Here is a 25,221-nt window from a genome sequence, read left to right on the forward strand (position 1 = left end):
GTCGCAGCCGGGCTGAAAGGTCACTGTACGGACCATGTTGATGACCCTGCCCATGTATGATTTCCCCGAGGTTCGACCTGCAACCGAAGCGTGGGCGGCGGCCATCGTCAGGGCGGCAGGGGCGGCGGTGACGCTCTCCCGGCCGGACGATTTCATGAGTGCTTGGTCACGGGATGATCTCGTCTTCAGCCAGACCTGTGGCTATCCGTTTACCCACGAATTCCGTGGCAAACTGGGGCTCGTTGGTACGCCTCATTTCACCGTGCCCGGCTGCGAGGGCTTCCGGTATTCCAGCTTCGTCTTCGCCCGTGAGCGACGGGAGAAGGCCGCCTATCGGGGGTTGACGGCGGCGGTGAACACACCCAACTCTATGTCCGGCATGCTCGCCCTCAAGAGCTTCTTTGCGGATGAGGCGGAAAACGGTGTGTTCTTCGGGCGCGCGGTGTTGTCCGGCGGGCACCTGAACTCGCTGGCGATGCTGCAGCGTGGCGAGGCGGATGTCTGCGCCATCGATGCTGTGTGCGTGGCCTATGCCCGGCGGCATCAGCCACAGTTGCTCGCGGGGCTGCACGAGGTGGGGCGTACGCCGCTCGTGCCCGGCCTGCCTTATGTGACGCGCGATGCTGATGTGGCGCGCTGGCAGAGGGCGGTCTCCGCCTGCGCCACCGATCCGGCGCTGGCTGAGGTGCGGGACGCGCTGATGATCGGCGGGTTCACGGTTACATCCGTCGCCGACTACGACGCCATTCCCGCGCTTGAAAGGGCGATTGAGGCGAAGGGCGGGGTGCGGTTGCTTTAGTCTCCACACTCTCCATGGCCGGGCTTGACCCGGCCATCCAGTCTGGATGCCCGGCTCAAGGCCGGGCATGGAGGAAATTTTTCATTTCTTCCAACCTAACCGTCACCCCCGCGAAGGCGGGGGCCCAGCTTCGTTGATAATCACACGCGATCCGCCAAAGCTGGATTCCGGCTCGCGCGCGACATCTCGCTGCGCTCGATCGAGGCGCGCGTCCGGAATGACGGGGATGGGGAAACGCACGCGTCCGGAATGACGGAGGCGGAAACACAAGCCATCGCTCCACCACATTTCCTGTGATACTTAACGCCCATGCCACCGGGACGCGTCCTTCTCTCCCTCCTTGCCTGCCTGCTCCTCACCACGACTGCCCGCGCGCAAGCGGCGATGGACGTGCGCGAGACGGTGCGGCTCATCCTTCGTGCCGAAAAGAACGTCGCCGATGCCCAGGGCTGGGCCATCGATCTCCTCGACGTGTTGCAGCTTCACAACCTTCCCACCACGCGCGAGAACGTCTGCGCCGTCATCGCCGTGGTCGACCAGGAATCGAGCTTCGTTGCCGATCCCGCCGTGCCGGGGCTGGGCAAGATTTCCGAGCAGGCGCTGCGCGACAAGCTCGCCAAGGTGCCCGTTGCCGGGAAAGCTGCACTCCGCTGGCTCGAACGCACGCCCACGCCCGAAAACAGCTTCCTTTCCCGCATCCGCGCGGCCCGCACCGAGCGCGATCTCGATCTCGTCTACCGCTCACTGGTGGAGTTCGCCGGGCAGAAATCCGGCCTCGGCGAAGTCGTGCAGTTGGGTTTCCTCAACCAGCTGATCGAGGACCGCAACGAGATCGACACCGCAGGCTCCATGCAGGTCTCGGTCAAATTCTCGCTCGAAATGGCGAAGCGGCGGCGCTGGCTGCCGATGATGCTGGACGATGTCTATGCCGTGCGCGACCAGCTCTACACCCGCCATGGCGGGCTCTATTACGGCGTGCCGCAGCTTCTTGATTACGAGACCGGCTATTCCCGCAAGATCTTCCGCTTCGCCGACTACAATGCCGGGCGCTACGCCAGCCGCAACGCCGCCTTCCAGCAGGTGGTGGCCACACTGTCGGGCGACAAGCTCGCGCTCGACGGCGATCTCCTGAGCTATGCCAAGTCCGGCAAGGCCAATGCCACGGTCACCACCAGCGAGGCCGCCGTTCGGAAGGCGGTGAAGCTCTTTGCGCCGGGCCTCACGGACAAGGACATCCGTAGCGATCTCCTCGAGGAGAAGACGGCGAAATTCGTCAGCACACGGACCTTCACGGCGCTCCGAGATGCCTTTGCCCGCAAGACAGGGAAGCAGCCGGCCTTCGCCATCGTGCCGGAGATCGGGCTTGCGAGCCCCAAGATCCACCGCAGGATGACCACGCGCATCTTCGCCGAAAGCGTCGACCGGCGCTATCAGGCCTGCATGAAATAGGCCTCAGGCCTTGATGCGGGCGTTGGCGGGATCGACCAGCGGTTGCAGGTGCGGCACGGCCTTCACCGTTTCCTTCGCCACCACAAGCTCGTAGCTTCCGGACATGATGTAGTCCGGCGTCACCCCTTGCGGGTTGCGGATGTAGCCGTAACCCACCGGGCGGCCCACGCTGTAGCCATAGCCGCCGCTCGTAAGATAACCTGCGAACTGGCCGTTCCGCAGGATCGTCTCGCGGCCCACCAGCACGATGTCCTCGCGCGTGGTGGTGAAACCGGTCAGCATCTTCTTGAGCGGCTCGCCAGCCTTCTTCTCCAGCGCGGCGCGGCCCTGGAAATCCGTGTTGCCCTTCAGCTTCACGGCCCAGCCGAGGCCCGCTTCGAAGGGCGTGTCGTTGGGTGTGATGTCGCTGCCCCAGGCGCGATAGCCCTTCTCAAGGCGGAGCGATTCCAGCGCGCGGTAACCGGCGAGCGCAAGGCCCTTTCCGTCGCCCGCCTCCATCAGCGCATCGAACACATCGCCCGTTGCCGCAATCGGCATGTGCAGTTCCCAGCCCAGTTCACCCACATAGGTGACGCGCAGCGCCCGCACCCTGTGACCCGCAATCGTGAGCTCCCGCATCTGCGCGAAGGGGAAGGCGGCGTTCGCGATGTCGTCCGTGCAGATAACCGAGAGAATGTCGCGCGCCTTCGGACCCATCAGCACCAGCGTGCCCCAGGCTTCGGTCACGTCAACGAGATCGCAGGCCGAACCCGCCGGAATATGGTCCTTGATCCAATGGAAGTCGTGGGTGCGGAAGCCCGTGCCGGTGACGATATAGTAATGATCCTCGGCAAGCCGCGTCACTGTCAGGTCGCATTCGATGCCGCCCCTCGTGTTCAGCATCTGGGTATAGACCACACTCCCCACCGCCTTGCCGATGCGGTTGGCGGCAATCCATTCCAGCGCGGCGGTGGCGTCCTTGCCCTTCATTTCGTACTTTGCGAAGGACGACTGGTCGAACAGTCCCGCCGTCTCTCGCACCGCCTTGTGCTCGCGGCCAGCGGCAGCAAACCAGTTCTGCCGTCCCATGGAATAGACGTCGCGCGGGGTTTCGCCCGTGCCCGCAAACCAGTTCGGGCGCTCCCAGCCGAGCTTGGAGCCGAAGCAGGCGCCGCGCGCCTTCAGGCGCTCATAGAGCGGCGAGACGAGCAGCGGCCGGCCGCTCTGATATTCCTCGTGCGGATAGCCGATGGTGTAGTGCTTGCCATAGGCCTCGAGCGTGCGGTCGGAGACGAAGCGGCGGTCGCGGTGCATGCCGGAGAAGCGGCGGATATCGACCGTCCACAAATCCATCGGCGCTTCGTCCTTCGCCACCCAGTCGGCCAGCACCCAGCCCGCACCACCGCCCGAGGCAATGCCGAAGGCGTTGAAACCTGCGCCCACGAACATGTTGGCGCATTCGGGCGCCTGGCCCAGGATGAAGTTGCCGTCAGGCGTGAAGCTTTCGGGCCCGTTGATCATCTGCTTGATGCCGGTCTTCGCGAGGGCTGGCACGCGCCAGAGGGCCGCTTCCATGTGCTGCTCGAAATGCTCGAAGTCATCCTCGAAGAGCTGGAACTCGAAGGTCGAAGGCACGTCGCCTTCCGTCCATGCGATGGGGTTCGGCTCATAGCCGCCGAAGACAAGGCCGCCCACCTCTTCCTTGAAGTAGGTGAGCTTGTCGGGATCGCGGATCGTCGCGGCATCGGCTGAAAGTCCATCGATCTTTTCCGTGATCACATACTGGTGCTTCACCGGTTGCAGCGGCACGGTCACGCCCGCCATGGCGCCCAGTTGCCGGGCCCACATGCCGCCGCAGTTGACGATCTTCTCGGCCTTGATCGTGCCCTTCACGGTGCGCACCGCGGTGATGCGGTTGCCGCTCATCTCGAAGCCTTCGACACGCGCGCCTTCCACGATGGTGGCGCCATGCATGCGCGCGCCCTTGGCCAGCGCCTGCGTGATGTCGGAGGGCGAGGCCTGTCCGTCGGTCGGCAGCCAGCTTGCGCCCACGAGATCGTCGACCTCCATCAGCGGCCACATCTTCTTCACTTCGGCAGGCGAGATCAGATGCATCTCCATGCCGAAGCTTTGCGCCGTGGTGGCGAGGCGCTTGAACTCCGTCCAGCGGTCCTGGTTGGTGGCAAGGCGCAGGCAGCCCGTCATCTTCCAGCCGGTCTGCAATCCGGTTTCCGCTTCCAGCTTCTTGTAGAGATCGACCGAATACTTCAGCACCTGGGTGATCGAGGCAGACGATCGCAACTGGCCCACGAGCCCCGCCGCATGCCAGGTCGAGCCGGAGGTGAGACGGTTCTGTTCCAGCAGCACGACGTTCAGCTTGTGGTCGCGGGCAAGGTGATAGGCGGTCGAGCAACCGATGATCCCGCCGCCAATCACGATGACGTCGGCATGGGTTGGAAGGTCTTTGGTCATGTCAGGGGAAGTCCTTGGTGTAAGCGGCGTGTATGGCCTCGAAGCGGCCCACATATTCGGCGGCATAGGCGACGTAATCGACGCCCGGTGCCGCGAGGAAGAGTTCGGAGATCATACCCCACATGGCTTCGCGCAGCGCTGCCGCCACCTTCATGGCGTAGTAGGCGCGTGAGAGCGCAAGGTCGGGCGCCTTGCCGAAATAGGCGCGCAGCATTTCGCCTTCCATCTCGCGGGTGAAGGAGTTGGCGGCGGCAATGTTGGCAAGATCGAACATGGCGGTGCCGAAGGCGCCGTATTCCCAGTCGATCAGCCAGAGGCGCTTGCCGTCATCCATGAAGTTGGTGGGCAGCAGGTCATGGTGGCCGAAGATCACCGGCAGCGGCACCTGTGCCGCCTCCATCGCGTCCGTCACCGCCATCCATTTGGCCAGATGCGGCGTACTGCGGTGGTTGGCGATGCGCAGCGTCTCGGCATAGTCGCGCAGGATCTGGAACACCCAGAAGATGGCCCCCTGTCCGCGGATCAGGTGGCCCACGTCGCGGTGGGTGCGCATCACGAGGTCCAGGCAGGCCTGCCAGTTGCCGCGCACCTCTGGTTCGCCATAGGTGCGGGCCTCGATGAACCTCACCACCATCACGCCATCGCGGGCGAAGATGAGTTCGGGCGAGAGACCTGCCTCGAAGGCGGCGCGATGGGCCTGCGCCTCTCGCGCCCGGCTCACCTGATGAAAGGGATAGTCCGTGCCCACGCGGGCGACGAAGCGGCCGCTTTCGTCATCGACGACGAAGGCGGCATTGCTGACCCCGCCCTTGAGCGGCGTCAGGCCCCGGATTCCCTGCCAGAGGGAAAGCGCGCGCACGGCAGCTTCCACGTCGTCCGGATTGTGCGAAGGGAGTTCGGTCATCAGGGCAGACGCTGGGGCAGGGGACGGGGAGACGGCATGAAGAAAAAAGCCCCCATTGGCTTTTTGCAGGGATCGGGAGACGCACGGGAAGAACGGCGGGTGCGCCACCGCTGGATCGCTCCAGCCCTTCTCGCACATCTGACTGGGGGCGTTGTCAGATGCATGAGACGCCCCCGGTTGGAGGGGTGGCTCCCGTCTGCCTGGGCTCGGGTGAGTCCGGGCATGGGAGCGGACGCTAGCGAAGTTTGAATTGTCGTCAACACACGTGTTGGAACTATGAATTTTTTTGTTGATTTGGAGGCGGTTTGCGCGTTTGAGTGTGGGCTTGCGGGGCTGGGAAACAGAAAAACAAACAAAATGGCGGCAAAAAACCACAAAATCTCGGTGCGGCTGGGTCAGATCATGGGACTCATCGCCCAGCGCGGCAGCATCACCGTCATCGAGCTTGCCCGGCAGCTCGCCGTTTCGGAGGAAACCGTCCGCCGCGATGCCCGGCTCCTCGAGGAGCGCGGCGACATTCTGAAGCTGCACGGCGCGCTCGCCCTGCCGCACCACGTGGGCGAGGCGCCATTCGAGCGCCGCCTGCGCGAGAATGCCGAAGCCAAGCGGGCCATCGCCCGTTCCGCCCTTCAGTTGGTCGCCGATGGCGACAGCCTGATCATCGACACCGGCACCACCACCAGCATTTTCGCCCAGGAGCTGCGCAACCGGCGCGGCCTCACCATCGTCACCAACTCCTCCGACATCGCCCGCACGCTTGCGACCGTGAACGGCAACCGCGTCTACATGGCGGGTGGAGAACTGAAGGCCGACAACGGCGCCTCCTTCGGAACGACGGCAGTGGAATTCATTGCCCGTTTCCGGGTGCGCCATGCCTTCATCTCGATTGCAGCACTGCATCCGCTGGAAGGCCCCATGGACATGGCCTTCGAGGAAGCGGAACTCGCCCGCATGGCGCTGTCGCGGGCCGACAACAGGGTCATTCTCACAGATTCCACCAAGTTCGGAAAAACCGCGCTGGTCAAGGTCTGTGACTTTTCCGACATCAACCGCATCTATACCGATGACATGCCGTTTCCCGATCTGGCTGGTGCCCTCGAAAAGAGTGGGGTGGAGCTCCATGTTGCCCGCCCGCCCGTACAGGCTTAGATGGTGAAATTCCACATTGGTCCCGTGATTGTTCCGTGTGTCGCAGGAGGTTGACCTACCCCCGCCGCATGGACCAAACTGTCAGTCCCAATCCAAACAGGTGAACGATGCGATACGAATCTCCGGCAACGACCAAAGAGGCGTGTACTCTTTTGGCCAAGGAAAAAGGCACAGCCTTCGTCCTGGCAGGCGGAACCGACCTTCTGGTCAAGATGAAAGCGGGCATGGTCGAGCCCGACCTTGTGGTTGACATCAAGCGCATCAAGGGCATGCGCGACATCAAGAAGTCGGCAAGCGGCTTCGTCATCGGCGCGGCAACGCCGAACGCCGCCCTCTCCGAGAATGCTGCCCTTCTCAAGGCCTGGCCTGGCGTGGTGGAAGCCGCCCAGCTCATCGGCTCGAAGCAGGTGCAGGGCCGTTCCACCATGGCCGGCAATCTCTGCAACGCCTCTCCCGCGGCCGACTCGGTGCCCGCCCTCGTCGCCGCTGGCGCCAAGGTCGTGATCGCCAGCCCCAAGGGCAAGCGCAAGCTCGCCGTTGAAGACGTGCCCGCCGGTGTCGGCCGCACCGTCCTCAAGAAGGGCGAGATCATCGAGGCGATCGAACTTCCGGCCAAGAAGCCGAAGTCGGGTGACGCCTATCTGCGCTTCATCCCGCGCTCCGAAATGGACATCGCCGTCGTCTCGTGCGCGGTGAACCTCACGATCGACGGCAAGGGCGTCATCACCGACGCCCGCGTCTCGCTCGGCGCGGTCGCCACCACCGTGCTGCTGGTGAAGGACGCTGCCAAGGCGATCATCGGCACCAAGCTCGATGATGCCGCCAAGGCGAAGCTCGCCGCCGCCGCATCCGCCGCCTGCCGTCCCATCGACGACAAGCGCGGCACAGTTGAATTCAGAACCGAAGTGGCCGGCGTGCTTGCGCGCCGGGCCGCCGAAATTGCTTACGCCCGCGCAGGAGGCAAGTGATCATGGCCGTACTCGTCAAGACAACCATCAACGGGGATGCGGTCGAATACGCCTGCCAGCCTGATGAATCGCTGCTCGATGTGCTGCGCAACCGCCTTGGCCTCACCGGCGCCAAGGAAGGCTGCGGCACCGGCGACTGCGGCGCCTGTTCGGTCATCGTCGATGGCCGCCTCACCTGCTCGTGCCTCATTCTCGGCGCGGAAGTGGGCGGCAGCACCATCGAGACGATCGAGGGCATGGCCGATGGCGACAAGCTGCATCCGCTGCAGCAGCAGTTCATCGATCACGCCGCCCTCCAGTGCGGCATCTGTACCCCGGGCTTCCTGATTGCAGCCAAGGCGCTGCTCGCCAAGAACCCGGATCCGTCCGAAGAGGAAATCCGTTTTGGCCTTGCCGGCAATCTTTGCCGCTGCACCGGCTATGACAAGATCGTGCGCGCTGTCCAGGCCGCCGCCAAGGAAATGAGAGGAGCCTAACAATGCCGCTCGATACATCACTCGTCCGCAAGCCCTTCAAGGTCATCGGCACGCGCGTCCGCCGTCCCGACGGCATCGACAAGGTGACAGGCCGCGCCAAGTACGGCGCTGACGCCTTCGCCCCGGGCCAGCTCGTGGGCCTCGTGCTGCGCTCGCCGCACGCCCACGCCAAGATCAAGAAGATCGACATCTCGAAGGCCGAGAAGCTCGCCGGTGTGAAGGCGATCGTCACGGCTGCCGATCTGCCGGATCTCTCCAACGGCGACCGCTCGCTCCGCGACACGCTGGAAAACTGCATGGCCCGCACCAAGGCGCTCTATGACGGCCATGCCGTCGCCGCCGTGGCCGCCGTCGACATGCACACGGCGAAGCAGGCCCTCAAGCTCATCAAGGTCGATTATCAGGTGCTGCCGCACGTGACCGATCCCGATGAAGCGTTGAAGCCCAACGCGCCGCTTCTGCACGAAGACATCTTCACCGAAGGCATCGAGCCCAAGCCGACCAAGCCCTCCAACTTCATCAAGATCGCCGAATACGGCCATGGCGATGTTGAGGCGGGCTTCAAGGAGGCCGACGTCATCATCGAGAAGTCCTACAAGACCGAGCAGACGCACCAGGGCTACATCGAGCCCCACGCCTGCCTCGCCAGCGTTTCGCCCGATGGCACGGCCGAACTGTGGGTCACCACCCAGGGTCCGTTCGTCTACCGCAACACCTGTGCCGCACTCCTCGGCATGGACATCAACAAGCTCCGCGTCACCGCCTCCGAAATCGGCGGCGGCTTCGGCGGCAAGACCCACGTCTGGGCCGAGCCGATTGCTCTTGCGCTCTCGCGCAAGGCCAACCGCCCGGTCAAGGTGGTGATGACCCGTGACGAAGTCTTCCGCGCCACGGGCCCGACCTCGTCCGCTTCCATGGACATCAAGATCGGCGCCAAGAAGGACGGCACGGTCACCGCCGCCTTCGCGGAACTGCGCTACCAGAACGGGGCCTTCCCCTTCACCTGGGCCGAGTTCGGCGCAATGACGGCGTGGGCCTGCTACGACTTCAAGAACGTGAAGTCGGTGTCGAAGGACGTGGTGGTCAACCGTCCGAAGTGCGCGGCCTATCGTGCGCCGTCGGCGCCGATTGCCGCCTTCGCGGTCGAAAGCACCATGGACCAGGTGGCCCATGCCATCGGCATGGATCCCATTGAGTTCCGCATCAAGAACGCGGCCAAGGAAGGCACCAAGTCGTCCTACGGCCCGGTCTATGGTCCGATCGGCATCGGCCCGACGCTGGAAGCCGCCAAGAACCATCCGCACATGAAGGCTCCGCTCGGTCCCAACCAGGGGCGCGGCATGGCCTGCGGCTTCTGGTTCAACTTCGGCGGCCAGACCTGCGTTGACGTGAACGTCACACCCGATGGCTCGGTCACCGTCGCCGTCGGCACCGTCGACGTGGGCGGCAGCCGCGCTTCGCTGGCGCTTGCCGTCGCGGAAGAACTGGGCGTTTCCTACGACCAGGTGCGCGTCATCGTCGCCGACACCTCGTCGCTCGGCCACAACGACATGACCGACGGTTCGCGCGGCACCTTCTCGTCGTCCATGGCGGCGGTCGATGCCACCCGCAAGGCAGTGCAGACGCTGCGTGAACGCGCCGCCAAGATCTGGGAAATCCCGGTCGAGGAAGTGGAATGGATGGATGGCGCGGCGCGCGCCGTGGGCGAGAAGCATGGCAACAAGGCCCCGCTCTCGGTCAAGGAAATCGCCGCCCAGGCCGCCAACACCGGTGGCCCGATTGCCGGTCACTCGGAAATCGTCGCTGATGGTGCCGGCGTCTCCTTCGCCACGCACATCTGTGACGCCGAGGTCGATCCGGAAACGGGCCGCACCACGATCAAGCGCTATACGGTCATCCAGGATGCGGGCAAGGCCATGCATCCGTCCTATGTGGAAGGCCAGTATCAGGGCGGTGCCGCACAGGGCATCGGCTGGGCGCTGAACGAAGAGTACGTCTACGGCAAGGATGGCCGCCTGCAGAATGCGGGCTTCCTCGACTACCGCATCCCGGTGTGTTCGGACCTGCCGATGATCGACACGCAGATCCTGGAAATCCCCAACCCGAACCACCCCTATGGTGTGCGCGGCGTGGGCGAAACCTCGATCGTGCCGCCCTTGGGCGCCATTGCCAACGCCATCTCGAATGCGGCCGGGGTGCGCCTCAACCACATCCCCATGTCTCCGCCGCGCGTGCTGAAGGCGCTCAAGGCGAAGAAGAAGTAAGCAGGGGTCACCCTCACGTTGCGAATGGCCGGGCTCGCCCCGGCCATTTTTGTTTGGGGGCGTCATGTGTGGCGCAACCTTCGAGGCATTGCTGCGCAATGCACCTCAGGATGAGGGTTAAATTGGTTCCTCATGCTGAGGTGCGAGGCGAAGCCGAGCCTCGAAGCATGCGCAAGCGATGACGTTTCAAAAGATAATCGCTATATCTCCCCCATGAGCAACGACACCGTCCACATCCACACCGTGCATCTCTGGGGGGCGCTCCGGCCGCTCGTCGGCGGCAAGGAGACCGTGACCTCGTCGGCCCGCACCATCCGCGAACTCTTCCGCCTGCTGAGCGAGAGCTATCCGGGGGTCGAGGCGCACATCAAGCGCGGCGTCGCCGTCTCGATCGACGGCAAGATCTACCGCGACCAGTGGGATACCGAGCTTCCAGCGGGCGCTGAAATCTACCTGATGCCGCGCATCCCCGGCGGCTGAGGCGCGCGCGCTCAGTCCTCGCGCACCGCCTCGCCCTCGATCTCGCAGAGGAAGGCGGGCGAGGCGAGGCCCGCAATCTCCAGATACGTTGAAGCGCTGGTGTTCCCCTCCATGGCCTCGTCGCGGATCCGGCGGGACAGCCCCACCTGGCCCGCTTGCGTCACATAGATCACCGACTTGATCAGGTGCTTCTTCTCGAAGCCCGCCGCCTTCATGACCGCGAAGAGGTTGACCCAGCATTGCCGGAGCTGCGCCTCCAGCCCCTCCAGCACCTTGCCGTCGGCGGTGACACCCACCTGGCCCGAGATCACCAGCCGCCTGGCATGGGCGGCGTGCAGCACCGCCTGGTCATAGGCGGAAGCGGGCTTGGGCACGGTATCGGGGTTCAGGCGCTGGATCATGGGGCACTCCTTCTGTGGAAGGCAGTTTAGGGGAGGGAGGCGCAACCGGCCCAACAGTTTTTTGAGCCTCCCCCGCTGCCCCTCTGCCGCTATAGTGCGCGCCGGAGAACCCCATGAGCACTGTCCTCGCCACGCTGTCCGCCGAACTCGATGCCATCCGGGCCCAATCCCTGTGGAAGACCGAGCGCGAGATCCTCTCGCCGCAATCCTCCCACATCCGTGTGGGTGGCGGCCGCGACGTCCTCAACTTCTGTGCCAACAACTACCTCGGCCTTGCCGACAATCCCGCCATCATCGCCGCCGCCAAGGCCGCCATGGACACGCACGGCTTCGGCATGGCGAGCGTGCGCTTCATCTGTGGCACCACCGACATCCACCGCGCCCTCGAGCACCGCATTGCGAGCTATGTGGAGATGGAGGACGCGATCCTCTTCGCCGCCTGCTTCGATGCCAATGGGGCCGTCTTCGAGCCGCTCTTCGGTGAGGACGACGCCATCGTCTCGGACTCCCTCAACCACGCCTCGATCATCGATGGCGTGCGCCTCTCCAAGGCCAAGCGCTTCCGCTATGCCAATGGCGACATGGCCGACCTTGAGCGCCAGCTCGCCGCAGCGAAAGAGGCGAAGGCGCGGCGCATCATCATCGTCACCGACGGCGTCTTCTCCATGGACGGCTACTTCGCCGACCTGAAATCGATCCGCGCCATCGCCGACAAGCACGATGCGCTGGTGATGGTGGATGATTGCCATGCCACCGGCTTCATCGGCCCCAAGGGCCGCGGCACGCCGGCGCGGGCAGGCGTGAAGGTCGACATTCTCACCGGCACCTTCGGCAAGGCGCTGGGCGGTTCGGCGGGCGGCTACATCGCGGCCTCGCAGCCGATCGTCGATCTCATGCGCCAGCGCGGGCGGCCCTATCTCTTCTCCAATGCCCTGCCGCCCGCCATCGTGGCGGGCAGCCATGCGGCCATCGATCTCGCCGAGAAGGGTGACGATCTCCGCGCCCGCCTCGTTGCCAATGCGGCGGCCTTCCGCGCTGGTCTCGGCAAGGCGGGCTTCAATCTTCTCCCCGGTGAACATCCCATCATTCCGGTGATGCTGGGGGAAGCGAAGATCGCGCAACAGATGGCGGCGGCGCTCTATGAGGAAGGCATCTACGTCACAGGTTTCTTCTATCCGGTGGTGCCACAGGGCAAGGCGCGCATCCGCACGCAAATGTCGGCGGCGCACTCGCCGGATGACATCAACACGGCAATCGCCGCCTTCACCAAGGTCGGCCGCACATTGAAGGTGATTTCATGAGAGCACTTGTGAAGGCGAAGCCGGAAGAGGGATTGGTCCTCCGTGACGAGCCCGCACCCCAGATCGGCCCCGACGACATCCTGATCAAGGTGGCCAAGACCGGCATCTGCGGCACCGACCTCCACATCTGGAAATGGGACGAGTGGGCGAAGAAGACCATTCCCGTTCCCATGGTGGTGGGTCATGAATTCGCCGGCACCGTGGTCGAGGTCGGCAGCCACGTGCGCACCGTGAAGGTGGGTGACCGCGTTTCGGGCGAGGGCCACCTGATCGGCATGAAGAGCCGCATGGCGCGGGCCGGCCACTTCCATCTCGATCCCGAGACCAAGGGCATCGGCGTCAACGTGCCCGGCGCCTTCGCCGAATACCTGAAGCTCCCTGCCTTCAACGCCATCCATCTGCCGCCCGAGGTCGATGACGAGATCGGCGCCATTCTCGATCCGCTGGGGAACGCCGTGCACACCGCGCTGTCGTTCGATCTCATCGGCGAGGACGTGTTGATCACGGGCGCTGGCCCGATCGGCATCATGGCCGCAAGCGTGTGCCGTCACGTGGGCGCGCGCCACATCGTCATCACCGACGTCAACGACTACCGCCTCGAACTCTGCAATCAGGTGAACGACGCCGTCACGGTGAACGTCGGCCGCGAGGACCTGCGCGATGTCATGCACCGCCTCGGCATGCAGGAAGGCTTCGACATCGGACTCGAGATGTCGGGTGCGCCCAACGCCTTCGACCAGATGGTCGATCACATGATCATGGGCGGCAAGATCGCCATCCTCGGCATTCCGTCGCGGCCGACGCCCGTCGACTGGAACCGCATCATCTTCAAGGCGCTCACGCTCAAGGGCATCTATGGCCGCGAGATGTTCGAGACCTGGTACAAGATGATTGCCATGCTGCAGTCGGGCCTCGACGTGCGCAAGGTCATCACTCACCGCTTCAAGGCGGAGGATTATGCGCAGGGGTTCGCGCTGATGAAGCAGGGCGCCTCCGGCAAGGTGGTGCTCGACTGGGGGTGAGGGTTTCTCGTCCGCGCACGATACATCCCACCGTCATTCCGGACGCGCGCCTTGATCGAGCGCACGCGAGATGTCGCGCGCGAGCCGGAATCCAGCTTTCGGTGATCACGACACAGGAAGCTGGGCCCCCGCCTTCGCGGGGGTGACGGTTCGTTGCAACCACGAGAAACCACTTCACCTTCTGCTTATAACCTCATAACCCACCACGATTTTCGCCTTTTCCGCGAAATGCCCATGCGCTAATCAACTCGCGATTGTTTGTGGGAGTCGAAATGCCCTTCGTGGCATTGGATTTTGAAACGCCGAGTACGAGGCGCTCTTCGGCCTATGCCGTGGGGATTGTGGTGTTCGACCGCGACAGCATCCGTTACGAATGGTTCTCGTGGCTGGCGCCCTCAGGCATGTGTGATGCGGCACCGCAAGCCATCACGCATCTCGATCAGGAGGGCGCCCACATGGTGATGCCCACGCCTTCGGTGCTCCGTCTCGCCCACACGCTGTGGCCCATCCTCGATGGCGCAACCATCGTCTCACACACCCACTATGACGAGACGGTGGTGAACGCCATCAGCAAGGCGGCGGAAATTCCGCCACCGGGCGGCGTGTGGATCGACAGTTGCACCATCGCGCGCAAGGTCTGGTCGGAACTTCCGAACCATCGCCTGAAGACGGTGTGCAATCATCTCAACTATCGCTTCTGGCATCATCACCCGCTGGAGGACGCGCGCGCCTGCGCCCACATCGTGCGCACGGCGATGCGTGTCACCGGATGGAACAGTCACGCGTTGCGGGATGCCTTCGGCCGGGTGCGGCGGCGTGCGGGTCAGTATGCCTGATCGTCGTTGAGGCGCATCATGCCCTTGACGAGGCGGTAGCCCAGCCAGAGCAGGAACAGCACGTAGAGCGGCCAGGTGATGAGAATGCCGATGCCGAAGGTGACGATGGTGAAGGCGAGCAGGATCGCGGCCACGACGAGCGCGATCGTCATCACCTTGGCGATGTTGCCGAGATGGCTGCCGTAGATGGTGCCGGCGGCATCGTCCTTGCGGATGCGGGCGAGCAGGATGATAGCGACGCAGCCCACGAACAGGATGGTGCCGGAGATCTCGCCCAGCGTCGCCAGTGCCACGCCCAGCGAACAGATGTAAAGCACCCAGGTCAGCGCCTGATAGCCTTCCGGGCTGCGGTCGAAGGTCTTGGAGACGTCAAACGTGGCCATGGGCGAGGTGTCCTTTCACGCGTGGCAATATGGGAGCGCGGGACACGCGATTCAATGGCGGGTTGCGGTAAGACGAGGTGCGCGCGTTTCTCCCTCACTCGTCATTCCATGCGAGCGACGCTTCGCGTCGCGAGACATGGAACCCCGCTTTGGTCGAAGGAAGCGGGGTTCCATCTCGCGCGGCACATGTGCCGCTTGGATGGAATGACGGGAGGTTGGGTGTACCCCAACGTCCCTCAATACCCGTCGATCTGGCGGCCCATGATGGCGATGGCCTGCTGATAGACGCTGGCGGCGTTCCAGCCCTGGATCGCCGCGAAGTTGGGTTCGCCCGGCTGATAGCCTTCGCCGCGCTGCCAGCCGTGGCCGACCAGGAACTTGGCGGTGGAGGCGAGCGCGCCTTCCTTGGTGTTGAGATTGCCGACACCGTATTTCAGCACGTTCTTCGGCATGAACTGCGTCTGGCCCAGTTCGCCGTGCATGGCGCCCTTGGCTCCGGCCGAGACCTTGCCGGAGCCGACAAGCGTGAGCATCGCGTAGAGCTGGTCGGTGAAGAATTCGCTGCGGCGGCAGTCATAGGCCAGCGTCGCCGTGGCCGAGAGCACGTTCTGGCTGCCGGTGAAGTTGCCGAAGGCCGTTTCCATGCCCCAGATGGCGATGAGCGGGCCCGCCGGCACGCCGTATTTCTTTTCAATCGATGCGAAGAGGGCGGCATTCGCGGCCTTCTTCTTGCGGCCCTGGGCGACGATGGCAGGCGCGCCGCGCTTGGCCATGAACTGCTTGAGGCTGAGCTTGAAGGAATGCTGATTGCGGTCGGCGCGGATCGTCGCCGTGGCGTAGCTCGTGCCCATCAGGGCGGCGATCGCCTTGCCGTTCACGCCATTGGCCTTGGCTTCGGCGGCGAAGGACTGCTTCCAGGCTTCGAAGCCCGCGCCCGTATTGCCGCAGCGTGCTGCCGCCAGGGCCGGAGCCTGGAACAGCGCCAGGGAAACGAGCGTGCCGAGAAGAACCTTCCGCATTCAAACCTCCAGAATGAAATCGTTCGGGGCAGTTTCTGCCACCGGGTGCTGTAGTTGTCATCTGGTTGGTTAATGAAAGATTACCCATGTTCCACCCTCATCCGCCCTTCGGGCACCTTCTCCCGCCAGCGGGAGAAGGCGTGATGATTATCGCCCTCGCCCCTCTGGGGAGAGGGTCCGCGAAGCGGGGGTGAGGGGCAAACGCGATCACCCCCCCCCCCCAAAAAAAAACAAAAATGCCCGGCGCGAAGGCCGGGCATTCGTCGTCACGCAAGCGGGAGGAACGCTTACTTCATCGTCGGCATCACGAATTCGGCGCCGGAGCGGATGCCCGTCGGCCAGCGGCTCGTGATGGTCTTGAGCTTGGTATAGAAGCGGATGCCTTCCGGCCCGTGCATGTGGTGGTCGCCGAAGAGCGACGCCTTCCAGCCGCCGAAGGAGTGGAACGCCATCGGCACCGGGATCGGCACGTTGACGCCGACCATGCCGACCTGGATCGACTGGGCGAACTCGCGGGCGGCGTCACCGTCGCGGGTGAAGATCGCCGTGCCGTTGCCGTACTCGTGCTTGTTGATCATCGTGGCCGCCTCGTCATAGGACTTGGCGCGCACCATGGAGAGCACGGGGCCGAAGATCTCTTCCTTGTAGATGGTCATGTCGGTGGTCACGTGATCGAAGATCGTGCCGCCAAGGAAGTAGCCGTTCTCGTAGCCCTGCATCTTGAAGCCGCGGCCATCCACCACCAGCTTGGCGCCTTCCTTGACGCCCTGGTCGATGTAGCCCTTCACCTTCTCGTAGTGCTGCTTGGTGACGAGCGGACCCATTTCCGCATCGGCATCCGTGCCGGGGCCGATCTTCAGGGCGCGCACCTTGGGCTCCAGCTTCTTGAGCAGGATTTCCGCCGTGCCTTCGCCCACCGGAACCGCAACCGAGATCGCCATGCAGCGCTCGCCGGCGGAGCCGTAGGCCGCACCCATCAGGGCATCGACCGCCTGGTCCATGTCGGCGTCGGGCATGATGATCATGTGGTTCTTGGCACCACCCAGCGCCTGCACGCGCTTGCCGTTCGCCGTGCCAGTTGAATAGATGTACTTCGCAATCGGTGTCGAGCCGACGAAGGAGACAGCCGAGATGCCGGGGTTGTGGAGGATCGCGTCCACCGCTTCCTTGTCGCCCTGCACCACGTTGAACACGCCATCGGGAAGGCCCGCTTCCTTCAGCCACTGGGCGATGAGGAGCGAGGCGGAGGGATCACGCTCCGACGGCTTGAGGATGAAGGTGTTGCCGCAGGCAAGCGCGGTGGGGAACATCCACATCGGCACCATGGCGGGGAAGTTGAACGGCGTGATGCCGGCGACGACACCGAGCGGCTGGCGCGTCGACCAGGAGTCGACCTTGGTGCCGACGTTCTCCGTGTATTCGCCCTTGAGCAGCGAGGGGGCGGCGGTGGCAAACTCCACCACTTCCATGCCGCGCTGAACTTCCCCCATGGCGTCCGACAGCACCTTGCCGTGTTCGGCGGAGATGCAGGCGGCGAGCTCCTTGGTGCGGGTCTCGAGAATGCGGAGGAAGGCGTTGAGGATGCGCGAGCGGCGAAGCGGCGTGGTGGCCTGCCAGCCGGGGGCGGCAGCCTGCGCCACCTGCACGGCGGCGTCGAGTTCGGCCGTGGTGGCGAGAACGATCTCGCCGGTCTGCTCGCCGGTTGCGGGGTTGAACACGGCGCTCTTGCGCGTGCCCTTGCCCGCGACTTCCTTGCCGCCGATCCAGTGATTGATTGTCTTGACCATGAAGATCCTCCCTTGCTGGTGCCTTCCTATGCGCTTTTGCATTTTGCACAGCAACACGAAGATTTGCGCTTTCGTTGTGTGAAAATATAAGTAGCATTGAAACGTTAAGCCGATCGGGATATCTACAGGATCGTGAAATCTGTAGCATTTGGAGAAAATGTATGAATGTACAGCGCGGCAAGATCGTTAGTGGCGGCAGGCTGCAACTTCCGGCTGAAGTGCGCAAGAAGCTCGGGCTGGAGGATGGCGACACGGTCCTGCTCGAGGTGACCGACAACGAACTGCGCATCCGCTCGCAACGGGAAGGCATTCGCCGCATCCAGGAGCGGCTGCAGAAATACGGCCCGCGGGCAGGTGAAGCGCTTCTCTCCGACGAGCTGGTGGCCGACCGCCGCCGGGACTCCGGGAATGAGTGAGACCTACGTCCTCGATGCGTCGGCCATTCTCTGTCTCCTGTTCAAGGAGCCAGGCGCCGACGCGGTCGAGTCACTGCTCTCCGATGCGGTCGTCAGCACGGTGAACTATGCCGAGGCGGTGAGCAAGCTCTATGAGCGCGGCATTGGTACGGACGATGTTGCCGCCATTCTCGCGGAGTTTCGTCCGGATACCGTGGACTTCGATCTGGAACAGGCCATCAGTGCGGCGGCGCTGCGCCCGCTCACAAAAGCCCGCGGTCTTTCACTGGGCGACCGGGCCTGCCTTGCGCTCGCCGCAGCTCGCAATGCCACGGCCGTCACCACCGACCGGGCCTGGGCCGATGTGCCCGGCGTCCGCGTCATGGTCTTGCGCTGATCATGGATTGGGACAACCTCCGCATCTTCCTTGCCATCGCCCGCGCCGGGCAGATCCTGAGTGCCGCGAAGACGCTGCATCTCAATCACGCCACCGTGGCGCGGCGGCTGGATGCGCTGGAGGAATCGCTCGGCACCCGCCTCTTTGACCGCCGCACCACCGGCGCGGTGCTGACACCCGCGGGCGAAAGCCTGCTCACCCGGGTCGAGCGCATGGAATCGGAACTGCTGCAGGCCGATGCGGCACTGCCCGCCACGTCCAACACGGTCTCAGGCACGGTGCGCGTGGGCGCGCCCGATGGCTTCGGCACCTTCCATCTGGCGCCGGAACTGGCGCGCCTTGCCAACCAGCATCCCGCCCTCACTATCCAGCTCGTGCCGCTGCCGCGCTCCTTCTCGCTTTCCCGCCGCGAGGCCGACATCATCGTCACCATCGAGCGGCCCAAGCTCGGCCGCGCCATCATCAAGAAACTCACCGACTACTCGCTCTCGGTCTATGCCGCGACGAGCTACCTGAAGCGCCACGGAAACATTCAGTCCACGGATGATCTCGACGGCAAGCTCTTTATCACCTACGTGGAGGATATCGCCTATTCGCGGGCGCTCGACTACACCGCCGATCTCGCCCGGCGCATGGCGCGGCACTATGAATGCGGCAGCGTTGTCGCGCAGATGGAGGCGGTTCTGGCGGGCGAGGGGATCGGCATCCTCCACGACTACGCGGCGGCACGCCATCCCGACCTCGTGCGCATACTGCCGGAGATGCGCTTCTCCCGCACCTACTGGCTCATGACTCACCCCGACACGCACGACACGCGGCGCGTGACTGCGGTCTATCAGGCGATCGTCGAAAGCGTGAAGAAACGCAGCGCCGCCTTCATGCTTTCCTGACAGCATACTGACGGGGTGGGTCAGTCTTCTGCCAGCCATCACCTGCAACAGTCTTCTCACGCTGTGGGATCAGCGCAACACACTGAGGAGAGAACCATGAAGACCATCTTGACCGCACTCGCACTTGTCATTGCCGGGATATCGCTGTCCTTCGCTGCCGTGGCGCCGGTGAGCGATACTGCCACCGTCTCCACCGCGAAGGATGGTTATGCGCAGGAGGCCCGCCGCAAGAAGCGTGTTCCCGGCGGCAGCGGCTGCGACAGCGCCCAGGACCAGGCCGAACACCCCGAGTGCCAGGGATAAGATGCAACAGCTTCTCCATGGTCGGGCTTGCCCGATCATGGAGACGCCATCACGCTGAGAAGTATGCCCGGCTTTTGGCGTCAAGGCAGCAGAAAGCTGGGCCCCCGCCTTCGCGGGGGTGACGAACAGATTTAATCTGCCAACGAAAACACCGTCATTCCGGACGCGCGCCTTGATCGAGCGGAGCGAGATGTCGCGCGCGAGCCGGAATCCAGCTTCGTTTGTCAAAGCTGGGTTCCATGTCTCGCGACGCTTGCGTCGCTCGCATGGAATGACGGTCATTCTGTGGGTTCTCCATGGCCGGGCTTGACCCGGCCATCCAGACTTTCCGCCACCCGGTGTTCTGGATGCCCGGCTCAAGGCCGGGCATGGAGAGATAGTGAAATGGGGGCCACAAAACACCGCCCCATTCAAGTCAGGGTGATGCAAGAAAGCTGGGCCCCCGCCTTCGCGGGGGTGACGTCGAACTCCAGTACGTGACCCGTCACCCGCCGCCGATCAGCGCCTTCAGCCCTTGCACCGTATCGGCCTCGGCGGCGGGTTTGTCCCAGCGGATGCGCGAAATGCGCGGGAAACGCATGGCGATGCCACTCTTGTGCCGTGTGGACGGCTGGATCGCATCGAACGCCACCTCCAGCACCAGCTTCGGCTCCACCTGCCGCACCGGGCCGAAGCGGCTTACGGTGTTGTGGCGAACGAAGGCGTCGAGGCGCTTCAGTTCCTCGTCGGTGAAGCCGGAGTAGGCTTTCCCCACGGGCACGAGCTCAGGCGGCGACTTGCTGCCGTCCCAGGCCGCGAAAGTATAATCCGAATAGAAGGACGAGCGCTTGCCCGAGCCGCGCTGGGCATAGATCAGCACGCAATCGGCGGCGAGCGGCTCGCGCTTCCACTTCCACCACAGTCCCTTGGGGCGGCCCGACACATAAGCCGCATCGCGGCGCTTCAGCATCAACCCTTCGATCCCCTCCGCCCGCGTCTGCGCCCAGATGCGGGCGAGCGCCTCGGCATCCGGCACGGTCACGATCTCGGAGACGTCCATCCGCGCCGGGCGCACCGTTGCGAACCACTGCTCCAGTGCGGCGCGCCGCTCCGCCATCGTCCGTGTACGGATGTCTTCGCCGTCATGCTCGAGCAGGTCATAAAGCCTGATATGGGCGGGATAGTCCGTGAGCATCTTCTTCGTCACGGTCTTGCGGTTGAGGCGCTGCTGCAGATCCTGGAAGGGCGCCACCTCGCCGTTCCGCAGCACCAGCAGCTCGCCATCAAGCGTGGCGTTGAAGGGCAGGTTGGCGAACTCAGGGAATGCCGCGCTCACATCATCACCGGAGCGCGAATAGATCCGGCTCGTGCCGCCCCGGGCGCAAACCTGCACGCGGATGCCGTCCCATTTCCATTCGATCTGGTAATCCGCAGGATCGAGCGCGGCGCGGTCGGACTCCTCCAGCGGGTGTGACAGCATCAGCGGGCGGAACACCGGCATGTTCTTCACGTCGGGCCGCTCGCCCACCCCCGTGAGCCAGGCGAAGAGCGGCGTGTAAGGCATGGCAAGCCCGTGCCACACCTCCTCGATCTCCTCGATCGGCTTGTCGAAGGCGAGCGACAGCGCCGTCTTGGCGAGGCGCGCCGATACGCCAGTGCGCATGCCGCCCGTCACCAGTTTCAGCAGCGCCCAGCGCCCGTTCACGTCGAGCGTATCGAGCCAGCGCGCCAGCGTGACGCCAAGGTCATTGCGGCCGATGAGGCCGAGGGTTTCCACCACCTGCGCCAGGCCCGGCGGCTCGCCTGCATTGCGTTCGGGCCAGATCAGCGACAGCGTTTCCGCGGTATCGCCCACATAATCGCGCGAGAGGCGGAAGAGTTCGGGGTCGATGTGCTGGGCGGCAAGGTCAAGCACCGTCTGCCGCACCGGAAACGAAAAAGGCAGTCCGTCGGTCAACGCCGCCAGCGCATAGCCCCGGTCCGGATCCGGCGTGCAGCGGAAATAGTCCGCCATCAGCGCCAGCTTGCCGTTTCGCGCCGGCGTGTAGGAGAGGCGGTCGAGCAGCGTGGCGAAGTCCCTCATTCGCCATCCTCCTCGCTGAAGCCCACCATGGCGAGCGCCTTTGCGGTGAGGCCCATGGCCTGGCATTGCAGCGTGAGGGCATCGTCGCGGCCATGGGTGATCCAGATTTCACCCGCGCCCACATCGCGGATCGTCTGCACCAGCTCCGGCCAGTCCGCATGATCGGAGATGATCAGCGGCAGTTCCACGCCCCGCTGGCGGGCGCGGGCACGGATACGCATCCAGCCGGACGCGAAGGCGGGCAGGGGCTCGGCAAAGCGCCGGCTCCAGCGGTCGCCGATGGCGGAGGGCGGCGCGATCACCACCTCGCCTGCAAGATCGTGATTAGCCTCGCTCACCAGGCGAAGATCGCCCAGCGACACGCCGTGGCGTTCGTAGAGATCGCAGAGCGGCTTCATCGCGCCGTGGAGCCAGATGGTGCGGTCATAGCCCACGCTCCGCATCATGCTGATGAGGCGCTGGCACTTGCCGAGGCCGTATGCGCCGATCTGGTGGGTGCGTTCCGGGAAGGCAGCGAGCGAGGCCATCAGCTTCGCCATCTCGTGGGCGTCGCTCTCGTGCACGAAGACGGGGAGCGCGAAGGTCGCTTCGGTGACGAAGAGGTCGCAGGGCACCACCTCGAAGCCCGTGCAGGTGGCATCGGCGCGGCGCTTGTAGTCGCCGGAGATCACGGCGCGGCGGCCCTTGTGTTCCAGCACAACCTGGGCCGAGCCGAGCACGTGGCCGGCGGGCGCCAGCCACAGCGTCACGTCGTTGATGGTGAGGCGCTCGCCCAGCGCCAGCGGCTGCTGCGTGCGGCCGGCGCCCTCGCCGAGGCGCGCGCGCATGATGGCGAGTGTCTCGGCTGTGGCCAGCACCTTGTTGTGGCCCGGGCGCGCGTGGTCGGAATGGCCGTGGGTGATCACCGCCCGCTCCACCGGGGCGAGCGGGTCGATGTAGAAATCGCCGGGGGCGCAATAGAGCCCCTTTGCTTCGGGGCGGAGCCAGGTCTCGAAGCCATTCGCCATGCGGGGAATATGGGCAGAGGAGCTGCGGCCCGCAATGGCGGGTCGCGCGCCCACCCTCATCCGCCCTGCCGGGCACCTTCTCCCGCCAACGGGAGAAGGCGAACACAATCGCCCTCTCCCCTCCGGGGAGAGGGTCCGCAACGCGGGGGTGAGGGGCCGCAACAAACGGCAACAGACCCCCAACCCTGCGTTGACGTGGGTCATGGCGCGGGGGCTTGCGGCTTGCTACCTGATCCCCTATACGGACCGTTCTTTATAAAGAACGGACAGTCCGCCGTAAGCCCGACTGCCCGCCTTTCCATGCCGATTTCGAGACAGCCATGACCGACGCCGCCCTTGCTTCCGATGCCGCCCCGGCCAACCCCTTCATGCCGAAGGGTGCCTTTGCCGAGAAGGTAACCGAAGTCCAGCACTATACCGACCGCCTCTTCCGCTTCCGCATCACGCGGCCGCAGTCGCTGCGCTTCCGCTCGGGCGAGTTCGTCATGATTGGCCTTCCCAACAGCGAACGCCCGGTGCTGCGCGCCTATTCCATCGCCTCCCCCTCGTGGGACGAGGAACTGGAGTTCTTCTCCATCAAGGTGCCGAACGGACCCCTCACCGAACACCTGCAGAAGATCAAGGTGGGTGACACCATCATCATGAAGCCCAAGGCCACCGGTACGCTCGTCAATGACGCGCTGATCCAGGGCAAGCGCCTGTTCTGCTTCTCCACCGGAACGGGCTTCGCGCCCTTCGCCTCGCTCATCCGCGATCCCGAGACCTACGAGAAGTTCGAGCAGGTCTATGTCACCCACACCTGCCGCCAGCGCGATGAACTGAAGTACTCCGCCGACACCGTGCACAACACGCTGAACGATCCGCTGGTGGGCGAGGTCGCACAGGGCCATCTCCATTACTTCCCCTCGACCACGCGCGAGGAGACGCAGCACATGGGCCGCATTACCGAGCTGATCGAGTCGGGCGCCTTCTACGAGGCGATGAAGATCTCGCCGCTCGATCCCGAGACCGACCGCATCATGATCTGCGGCTCCATGGAATTCATGAAGGACATCCGCCGCATCGTCGATGCGCTGGGCTTCAAGGAAGGCTCGAACAGCGAGCCCGCCACCTATGTGGTGGAACGCGCCTTCGTCGGCTGAGACGCGTCAGCCTGCCCGCAGCGGCAATTCCATGAAGATCAGGTAGCGCATCAGCTCCGGCGGATAGTCGTTGTAGGGCGCGCAGCGGCGGAAGCCCACGGACTCATAAAGCGCAATCGCTTCCCGCATCAGGTTTGCCGTGTCGAGCAGCATCGTCGTGCAGCCGTCGGCGCGGGCCGAAGCGATGAGCGCGTCGCAGATCCTGCGGCCATAGCCCTTGCCCTTGAAGGCGGGCGGCACGAACAGCCGCTTCATCTCGACAATGCCCTCACCCCGCCAGCGATAGGCGGCACAGCCGCACGGGCGTCCGTCTTCGCGGGCGATGAAGGCGCGCCCCGCGGGCGGGGTGTATTTCTTGGCCAGGTCCTGGAGTTCGGTATCGAGTGACTGGTGGCCCATGGTCTGGTCCACGAACCACGGGTCATCGCTGTAGCGGGCTCGGCACCAGTTCACGTAGTCGCCGATCAGCGCACCGAAGCTTTCGAAATCCTCCGCCGATGCGGCCTGCGTGATCGTAAAGGTCATTGCGGCTTCACAGCCTCGAAGAACACCCGCGTCGAGAGGAAGTAGTAGTCACCGCTCTTGCCCAGCTCAACCTGTTCCGCCGCCCACGCGTCCAGCTCGGCCTCAGGCACAGTCTTCTGCCGCCGCACATAGCTGGCGATGAAGTTGATCACGCGGCAGCTGTAGCTGTCGTCGTTCCATGCCGTATTGAAAATGGGGTAGGGCGTCACCCGCCCCACGGTGAAGCCCGTCTCTTTCAGGCGCTTGCCCAGCGTGCGCGGCAACGCGCTATCGGCGCAGTGCGGCGCGAAGGCGGACATGACACGCTGCATGCGGCCGGGGTCGCGGGAGTACCAGGCGATGGCATCCCAGTCGGTCGCCATGATCAGTGCGCGCCCGCCGGGCTTCAGCACCCGCAGGGCCTCGCGGCAGAACTTCGCGATGTCGGGCACGTATTCTGCCACCTGAATGCTCACCACGGCGTCGTAGCTGGCGTCCGCTTCCTCAAGCTTGGTGGCGTCACCCACCGCGAAGCTGATCCAGCGTTCCGGGTTCCGCTCGGTGGAGCGCCGCACCATCACGGGCGAGATGTCGATGCCGCGCACCTTGCCGGTGGCCCCCACCTTCTCGGCGATCTCCGTGCACAGGAAGCCCGGGCCGCTGCCGATGTCGAGGATGGCTTCGCCCGGTTCGGGGGCGAGAAGCGCGATAGTCCGGGCGCGTTGGCCCGCAACGTCGGGGGTCTTGTAAATCGCTTCCAGTTGTTCCGTGGCAGCCTTGTCGTACTGCAGGCCTGTCATTCTCTCACTCTCGATGCCCCCGCGCCGAAACG

The 25,221-nt window shown here is 64.5% G+C and carries 25 protein-coding genes; 15 read left to right on the forward strand and 10 right to left on the reverse strand.

The features are described 5' to 3' along the window. Window positions 1-40 precede the first annotated feature (40 nt). Both QM801_RS01735 and QM801_RS01740 read left to right on the forward strand, forming a co-directional pair. A complete protein-coding gene (locus tag QM801_RS01735; RefSeq protein ID WP_415017487.1) occupies window positions 41-799 on the forward strand; it encodes a phosphate/phosphite/phosphonate ABC transporter substrate-binding protein in 759 nt (252 codons plus the stop codon). A gap of 309 nt (window positions 800-1,108) precedes the next feature. Next, window positions 1,109-2,248, forward strand: coding sequence for a DUF1615 family protein (locus QM801_RS01740; protein WP_415017488.1), 1,140 nt, complete (start codon window positions 1,109-1,111; stop codon window positions 2,246-2,248). Window positions 2,249-2,251: 3 nt separating this feature from the next. On the opposite strand, the gene QM801_RS01745 is transcribed toward QM801_RS01740, so the two are convergent. Both QM801_RS01745 and QM801_RS01750 read right to left on the reverse strand, forming a co-directional pair. Then, window positions 2,252-4,699 carry a GcvT family protein gene (locus tag QM801_RS01745; protein ID WP_415017489.1) on the reverse strand — a complete coding sequence of 816 codons (2,448 nt, stop codon included), beginning with the start codon at window positions 4,697-4,699 and terminating at the stop codon, window positions 2,252-2,254. A gap of 1 nt (window position 4,700) precedes the next feature. Beyond that, window positions 4,701-5,603, reverse strand: coding sequence for a phosphotransferase (locus QM801_RS01750; protein WP_415017490.1), 903 nt, complete (start codon window positions 5,601-5,603; stop codon window positions 4,701-4,703). A 357-nt stretch (window positions 5,604-5,960) separates the two neighbouring features. Between QM801_RS01750 and QM801_RS01755 the strand changes: the two genes are divergently transcribed. The 5 genes from QM801_RS01755 to QM801_RS01775 all read left to right on the forward strand — a co-directional run bounded on the left by QM801_RS01755 (window position 5,961) and on the right by QM801_RS01775 (window position 10,940). Next, entirely contained in the window at window positions 5,961-6,752 is a 792-nt protein-coding gene (locus tag QM801_RS01755; RefSeq protein WP_415017491.1) for a DeoR/GlpR family DNA-binding transcription regulator, read from the forward strand. Window positions 6,753-6,859: 107 nt separating this feature from the next. After that, a complete protein-coding gene (locus QM801_RS01760) occupies window positions 6,860-7,720 on the forward strand; it encodes an FAD binding domain-containing protein (protein WP_415017492.1) in 861 nt (286 codons plus the stop codon). A gap of 2 nt (window positions 7,721-7,722) precedes the next feature. After that, window positions 7,723-8,196, forward strand: a complete 474-nt coding sequence (locus tag QM801_RS01765; RefSeq protein ID WP_415017493.1) for a (2Fe-2S)-binding protein — start codon at window positions 7,723-7,725, stop codon at window positions 8,194-8,196. Window positions 8,197-8,198: 2 nt separating this feature from the next. Then, window positions 8,199-10,460 carry a xanthine dehydrogenase family protein molybdopterin-binding subunit gene (locus tag QM801_RS01770; RefSeq protein WP_415017494.1) on the forward strand — a complete coding sequence of 754 codons (2,262 nt, stop codon included), beginning with the start codon at window positions 8,199-8,201 and terminating at the stop codon, window positions 10,458-10,460. A gap of 213 nt (window positions 10,461-10,673) precedes the next feature. Then, entirely contained in the window at window positions 10,674-10,940 is a 267-nt protein-coding gene (locus QM801_RS01775; RefSeq protein WP_415017495.1) for a MoaD/ThiS family protein, read from the forward strand. Between the two features lie 11 nt (window positions 10,941-10,951). Here the strand turns inward: QM801_RS01775 and QM801_RS01780 are convergent, their stop codons facing one another. Next, entirely contained in the window at window positions 10,952-11,341 is a 390-nt protein-coding gene (locus QM801_RS01780) for a RidA family protein (RefSeq protein ID WP_415017496.1), read from the reverse strand. A 113-nt stretch (window positions 11,342-11,454) separates the two neighbouring features. On the opposite strand from QM801_RS01780, the gene QM801_RS01785 reads away from it, so the two are divergent. The 3 genes from QM801_RS01785 (at window position 11,455) to QM801_RS01795 (ending at window position 14,500) form a co-directional block, all read left to right on the forward strand. Further along, window positions 11,455-12,642, forward strand: coding sequence for a glycine C-acetyltransferase (locus QM801_RS01785; RefSeq protein ID WP_415017497.1), 1,188 nt, complete (start codon window positions 11,455-11,457; stop codon window positions 12,640-12,642). Then, the gene (tdh, locus tag QM801_RS01790; protein WP_415017498.1) at window positions 12,639-13,664 is read left to right on the forward strand and encodes an L-threonine 3-dehydrogenase; all 1,026 of its coding nucleotides are present in this window, start codon (window positions 12,639-12,641) and stop codon (window positions 13,662-13,664) included. Before QM801_RS01785 ends, tdh begins: the two co-directional genes overlap by 4 nt. A gap of 272 nt (window positions 13,665-13,936) precedes the next feature. Continuing rightward, on the forward strand, window positions 13,937-14,500 hold the full coding sequence (locus QM801_RS01795; protein ID WP_415017499.1) for a hypothetical protein: 564 nt from the start codon (window positions 13,937-13,939) through the stop codon (window positions 14,498-14,500). Here QM801_RS01795 and QM801_RS01800 read toward each other — a convergent pair. The 3 genes from QM801_RS01800 to QM801_RS01810 form a co-directional block, all read right to left on the reverse strand. Next, window positions 14,488-14,883 carry a hypothetical protein gene (locus QM801_RS01800; RefSeq protein WP_415017500.1) on the reverse strand — a complete coding sequence of 132 codons (396 nt, stop codon included), beginning with the start codon at window positions 14,881-14,883 and terminating at the stop codon, window positions 14,488-14,490. The two genes, QM801_RS01795 and QM801_RS01800, sit on opposite strands and share 13 nt — an antisense overlap. A 236-nt stretch (window positions 14,884-15,119) precedes the next feature. After that, a complete protein-coding gene (locus QM801_RS01805; protein WP_415017501.1) occupies window positions 15,120-15,902 on the reverse strand; it encodes a lytic murein transglycosylase in 783 nt (260 codons plus the stop codon). 287 nt (window positions 15,903-16,189) lie between these two features. Further along, the gene (locus tag QM801_RS01810) at window positions 16,190-17,689 is read right to left on the reverse strand and encodes a CoA-acylating methylmalonate-semialdehyde dehydrogenase (RefSeq protein WP_415017502.1); all 1,500 of its coding nucleotides are present in this window, start codon (window positions 17,687-17,689) and stop codon (window positions 16,190-16,192) included. 161 nt (window positions 17,690-17,850) lie between these two features. On the opposite strand from QM801_RS01810, the gene QM801_RS01815 reads away from it, so the two are divergent. The 4 genes from QM801_RS01815 to QM801_RS01830 all read left to right on the forward strand — a co-directional run bounded on the left by QM801_RS01815 (window position 17,851) and on the right by QM801_RS01830 (window position 19,674). Further along, window positions 17,851-18,105 carry an AbrB/MazE/SpoVT family DNA-binding domain-containing protein gene (locus QM801_RS01815; protein WP_415017503.1) on the forward strand — a complete coding sequence of 85 codons (255 nt, stop codon included), beginning with the start codon at window positions 17,851-17,853 and terminating at the stop codon, window positions 18,103-18,105. Continuing rightward, entirely contained in the window at window positions 18,098-18,481 is a 384-nt protein-coding gene (locus tag QM801_RS01820) for a type II toxin-antitoxin system VapC family toxin (protein ID WP_415017504.1), read from the forward strand. Before QM801_RS01815 ends, QM801_RS01820 begins: the two co-directional genes overlap by 8 nt. A 2-nt stretch (window positions 18,482-18,483) precedes the next feature. Further along, window positions 18,484-19,371, forward strand: coding sequence for a LysR family transcriptional regulator (locus QM801_RS01825; RefSeq protein WP_415017505.1), 888 nt, complete (start codon window positions 18,484-18,486; stop codon window positions 19,369-19,371). 96 nt (window positions 19,372-19,467) lie between these two features. Further along, the gene (locus QM801_RS01830; protein WP_415017506.1) at window positions 19,468-19,674 is read left to right on the forward strand and encodes a hypothetical protein; all 207 of its coding nucleotides are present in this window, start codon (window positions 19,468-19,470) and stop codon (window positions 19,672-19,674) included. A 484-nt stretch (window positions 19,675-20,158) separates the two neighbouring features. Here the strand turns inward: QM801_RS01830 and QM801_RS01835 are convergent, their stop codons facing one another. Beyond that, the gene (locus tag QM801_RS01835; protein ID WP_415017507.1) at window positions 20,159-21,736 is read right to left on the reverse strand and encodes a cisplatin damage response ATP-dependent DNA ligase; all 1,578 of its coding nucleotides are present in this window, start codon (window positions 21,734-21,736) and stop codon (window positions 20,159-20,161) included. Then, the gene (locus QM801_RS01840) at window positions 21,733-22,797 is read right to left on the reverse strand and encodes a ligase-associated DNA damage response exonuclease (RefSeq protein ID WP_415017508.1); all 1,065 of its coding nucleotides are present in this window, start codon (window positions 22,795-22,797) and stop codon (window positions 21,733-21,735) included. Before QM801_RS01840 ends, QM801_RS01835 begins: the two co-directional genes overlap by 4 nt. A gap of 266 nt (window positions 22,798-23,063) precedes the next feature. Here QM801_RS01840 and QM801_RS01845 point away from each other — a divergent pair, with 266 nt between their 5' ends. Continuing rightward, window positions 23,064-23,885 carry a ferredoxin--NADP reductase gene (locus QM801_RS01845; RefSeq protein WP_415017509.1) on the forward strand — a complete coding sequence of 274 codons (822 nt, stop codon included), beginning with the start codon at window positions 23,064-23,066 and terminating at the stop codon, window positions 23,883-23,885. A gap of 6 nt (window positions 23,886-23,891) precedes the next feature. Here QM801_RS01845 and QM801_RS01850 read toward each other — a convergent pair whose 3' ends face one another. Both QM801_RS01850 and QM801_RS01855 read right to left on the reverse strand, forming a co-directional pair. Further along, a complete protein-coding gene (locus QM801_RS01850; RefSeq protein ID WP_415017510.1) occupies window positions 23,892-24,410 on the reverse strand; it encodes a GNAT family N-acetyltransferase in 519 nt (172 codons plus the stop codon). Then, window positions 24,407-25,189, reverse strand: a complete 783-nt coding sequence (locus QM801_RS01855) for a methyltransferase domain-containing protein (RefSeq protein ID WP_415017511.1) — start codon at window positions 25,187-25,189, stop codon at window positions 24,407-24,409. Before QM801_RS01855 ends, QM801_RS01850 begins: the two co-directional genes overlap by 4 nt. Window positions 25,190-25,221 lie beyond the last annotated feature (32 nt).

It is taken from the genome of Aestuariivirga sp. (genome assembly GCF_047600585.1).
Lineage (GTDB): Bacteria > Pseudomonadota > Alphaproteobacteria > Rhizobiales > Aestuariivirgaceae > Aestuariivirga.

Bases quoted from the DNA above. Each gene is read 5' to 3' on its own strand.
- QM801_RS01830 (WP_415017506.1), top strand. From the start codon at position 19,468: ATGAAGACCATCTTGACCGCACTCGCACTTGTCATTGCCGGGATATCG.
- QM801_RS01780 (WP_415017496.1), bottom strand. From the start codon at position 11,341: ATGATCCAGCGCCTGAACCCCGATACCGTGCCCAAGCCCGCTTCCGCC.
- QM801_RS01815 (WP_415017503.1), top strand. From the start codon at position 17,851: ATGAATGTACAGCGCGGCAAGATCGTTAGTGGCGGCAGGCTGCAACTT.
- QM801_RS01800 (WP_415017500.1), bottom strand. From the start codon at position 14,883: ATGGCCACGTTTGACGTCTCCAAGACCTTCGACCGCAGCCCGGAAGGC.
- QM801_RS01775 (WP_415017495.1), top strand. From the start codon at position 10,674: ATGAGCAACGACACCGTCCACATCCACACCGTGCATCTCTGGGGGGCG.
- QM801_RS01855 (WP_415017511.1), bottom strand. From the start codon at position 25,189: ATGACAGGCCTGCAGTACGACAAGGCTGCCACGGAACAACTGGAAGCG.
- QM801_RS01850 (WP_415017510.1), bottom strand. From the start codon at position 24,410: ATGACCTTTACGATCACGCAGGCCGCATCGGCGGAGGATTTCGAAAGC.
- QM801_RS01785 (WP_415017497.1), top strand. From the start codon at position 11,455: ATGAGCACTGTCCTCGCCACGCTGTCCGCCGAACTCGATGCCATCCGG.
- QM801_RS01735 (WP_415017487.1), top strand. From the start codon at position 41: ATGACCCTGCCCATGTATGATTTCCCCGAGGTTCGACCTGCAACCGAA.
- QM801_RS01845 (WP_415017509.1), top strand. From the start codon at position 23,064: ATGACCGACGCCGCCCTTGCTTCCGATGCCGCCCCGGCCAACCCCTTC.
- tdh (WP_415017498.1), top strand. From the start codon at position 12,639: ATGAGAGCACTTGTGAAGGCGAAGCCGGAAGAGGGATTGGTCCTCCGT.
- QM801_RS01835 (WP_415017507.1), bottom strand. From the start codon at position 21,736: ATGAGGGACTTCGCCACGCTGCTCGACCGCCTCTCCTACACGCCGGCG.
- QM801_RS01745 (WP_415017489.1), bottom strand. From the start codon at position 4,699: ATGACCAAAGACCTTCCAACCCATGCCGACGTCATCGTGATTGGCGGC.
- QM801_RS01805 (WP_415017501.1), bottom strand. From the start codon at position 15,902: ATGCGGAAGGTTCTTCTCGGCACGCTCGTTTCCCTGGCGCTGTTCCAG.
- QM801_RS01810 (WP_415017502.1), bottom strand. From the start codon at position 17,689: ATGGTCAAGACAATCAATCACTGGATCGGCGGCAAGGAAGTCGCGGGC.
- QM801_RS01795 (WP_415017499.1), top strand. From the start codon at position 13,937: ATGCCCTTCGTGGCATTGGATTTTGAAACGCCGAGTACGAGGCGCTCT.
- QM801_RS01760 (WP_415017492.1), top strand. From the start codon at position 6,860: ATGCGATACGAATCTCCGGCAACGACCAAAGAGGCGTGTACTCTTTTG.
- QM801_RS01750 (WP_415017490.1), bottom strand. From the start codon at position 5,603: ATGACCGAACTCCCTTCGCACAATCCGGACGACGTGGAAGCTGCCGTG.
- QM801_RS01755 (WP_415017491.1), top strand. From the start codon at position 5,961: ATGGCGGCAAAAAACCACAAAATCTCGGTGCGGCTGGGTCAGATCATG.
- QM801_RS01740 (WP_415017488.1), top strand. From the start codon at position 1,109: ATGCCACCGGGACGCGTCCTTCTCTCCCTCCTTGCCTGCCTGCTCCTC.
- QM801_RS01765 (WP_415017493.1), top strand. From the start codon at position 7,723: ATGGCCGTACTCGTCAAGACAACCATCAACGGGGATGCGGTCGAATAC.
- QM801_RS01770 (WP_415017494.1), top strand. From the start codon at position 8,199: ATGCCGCTCGATACATCACTCGTCCGCAAGCCCTTCAAGGTCATCGGC.
- QM801_RS01820 (WP_415017504.1), top strand. From the start codon at position 18,098: ATGAGTGAGACCTACGTCCTCGATGCGTCGGCCATTCTCTGTCTCCTG.
- QM801_RS01825 (WP_415017505.1), top strand. From the start codon at position 18,484: ATGGATTGGGACAACCTCCGCATCTTCCTTGCCATCGCCCGCGCCGGG.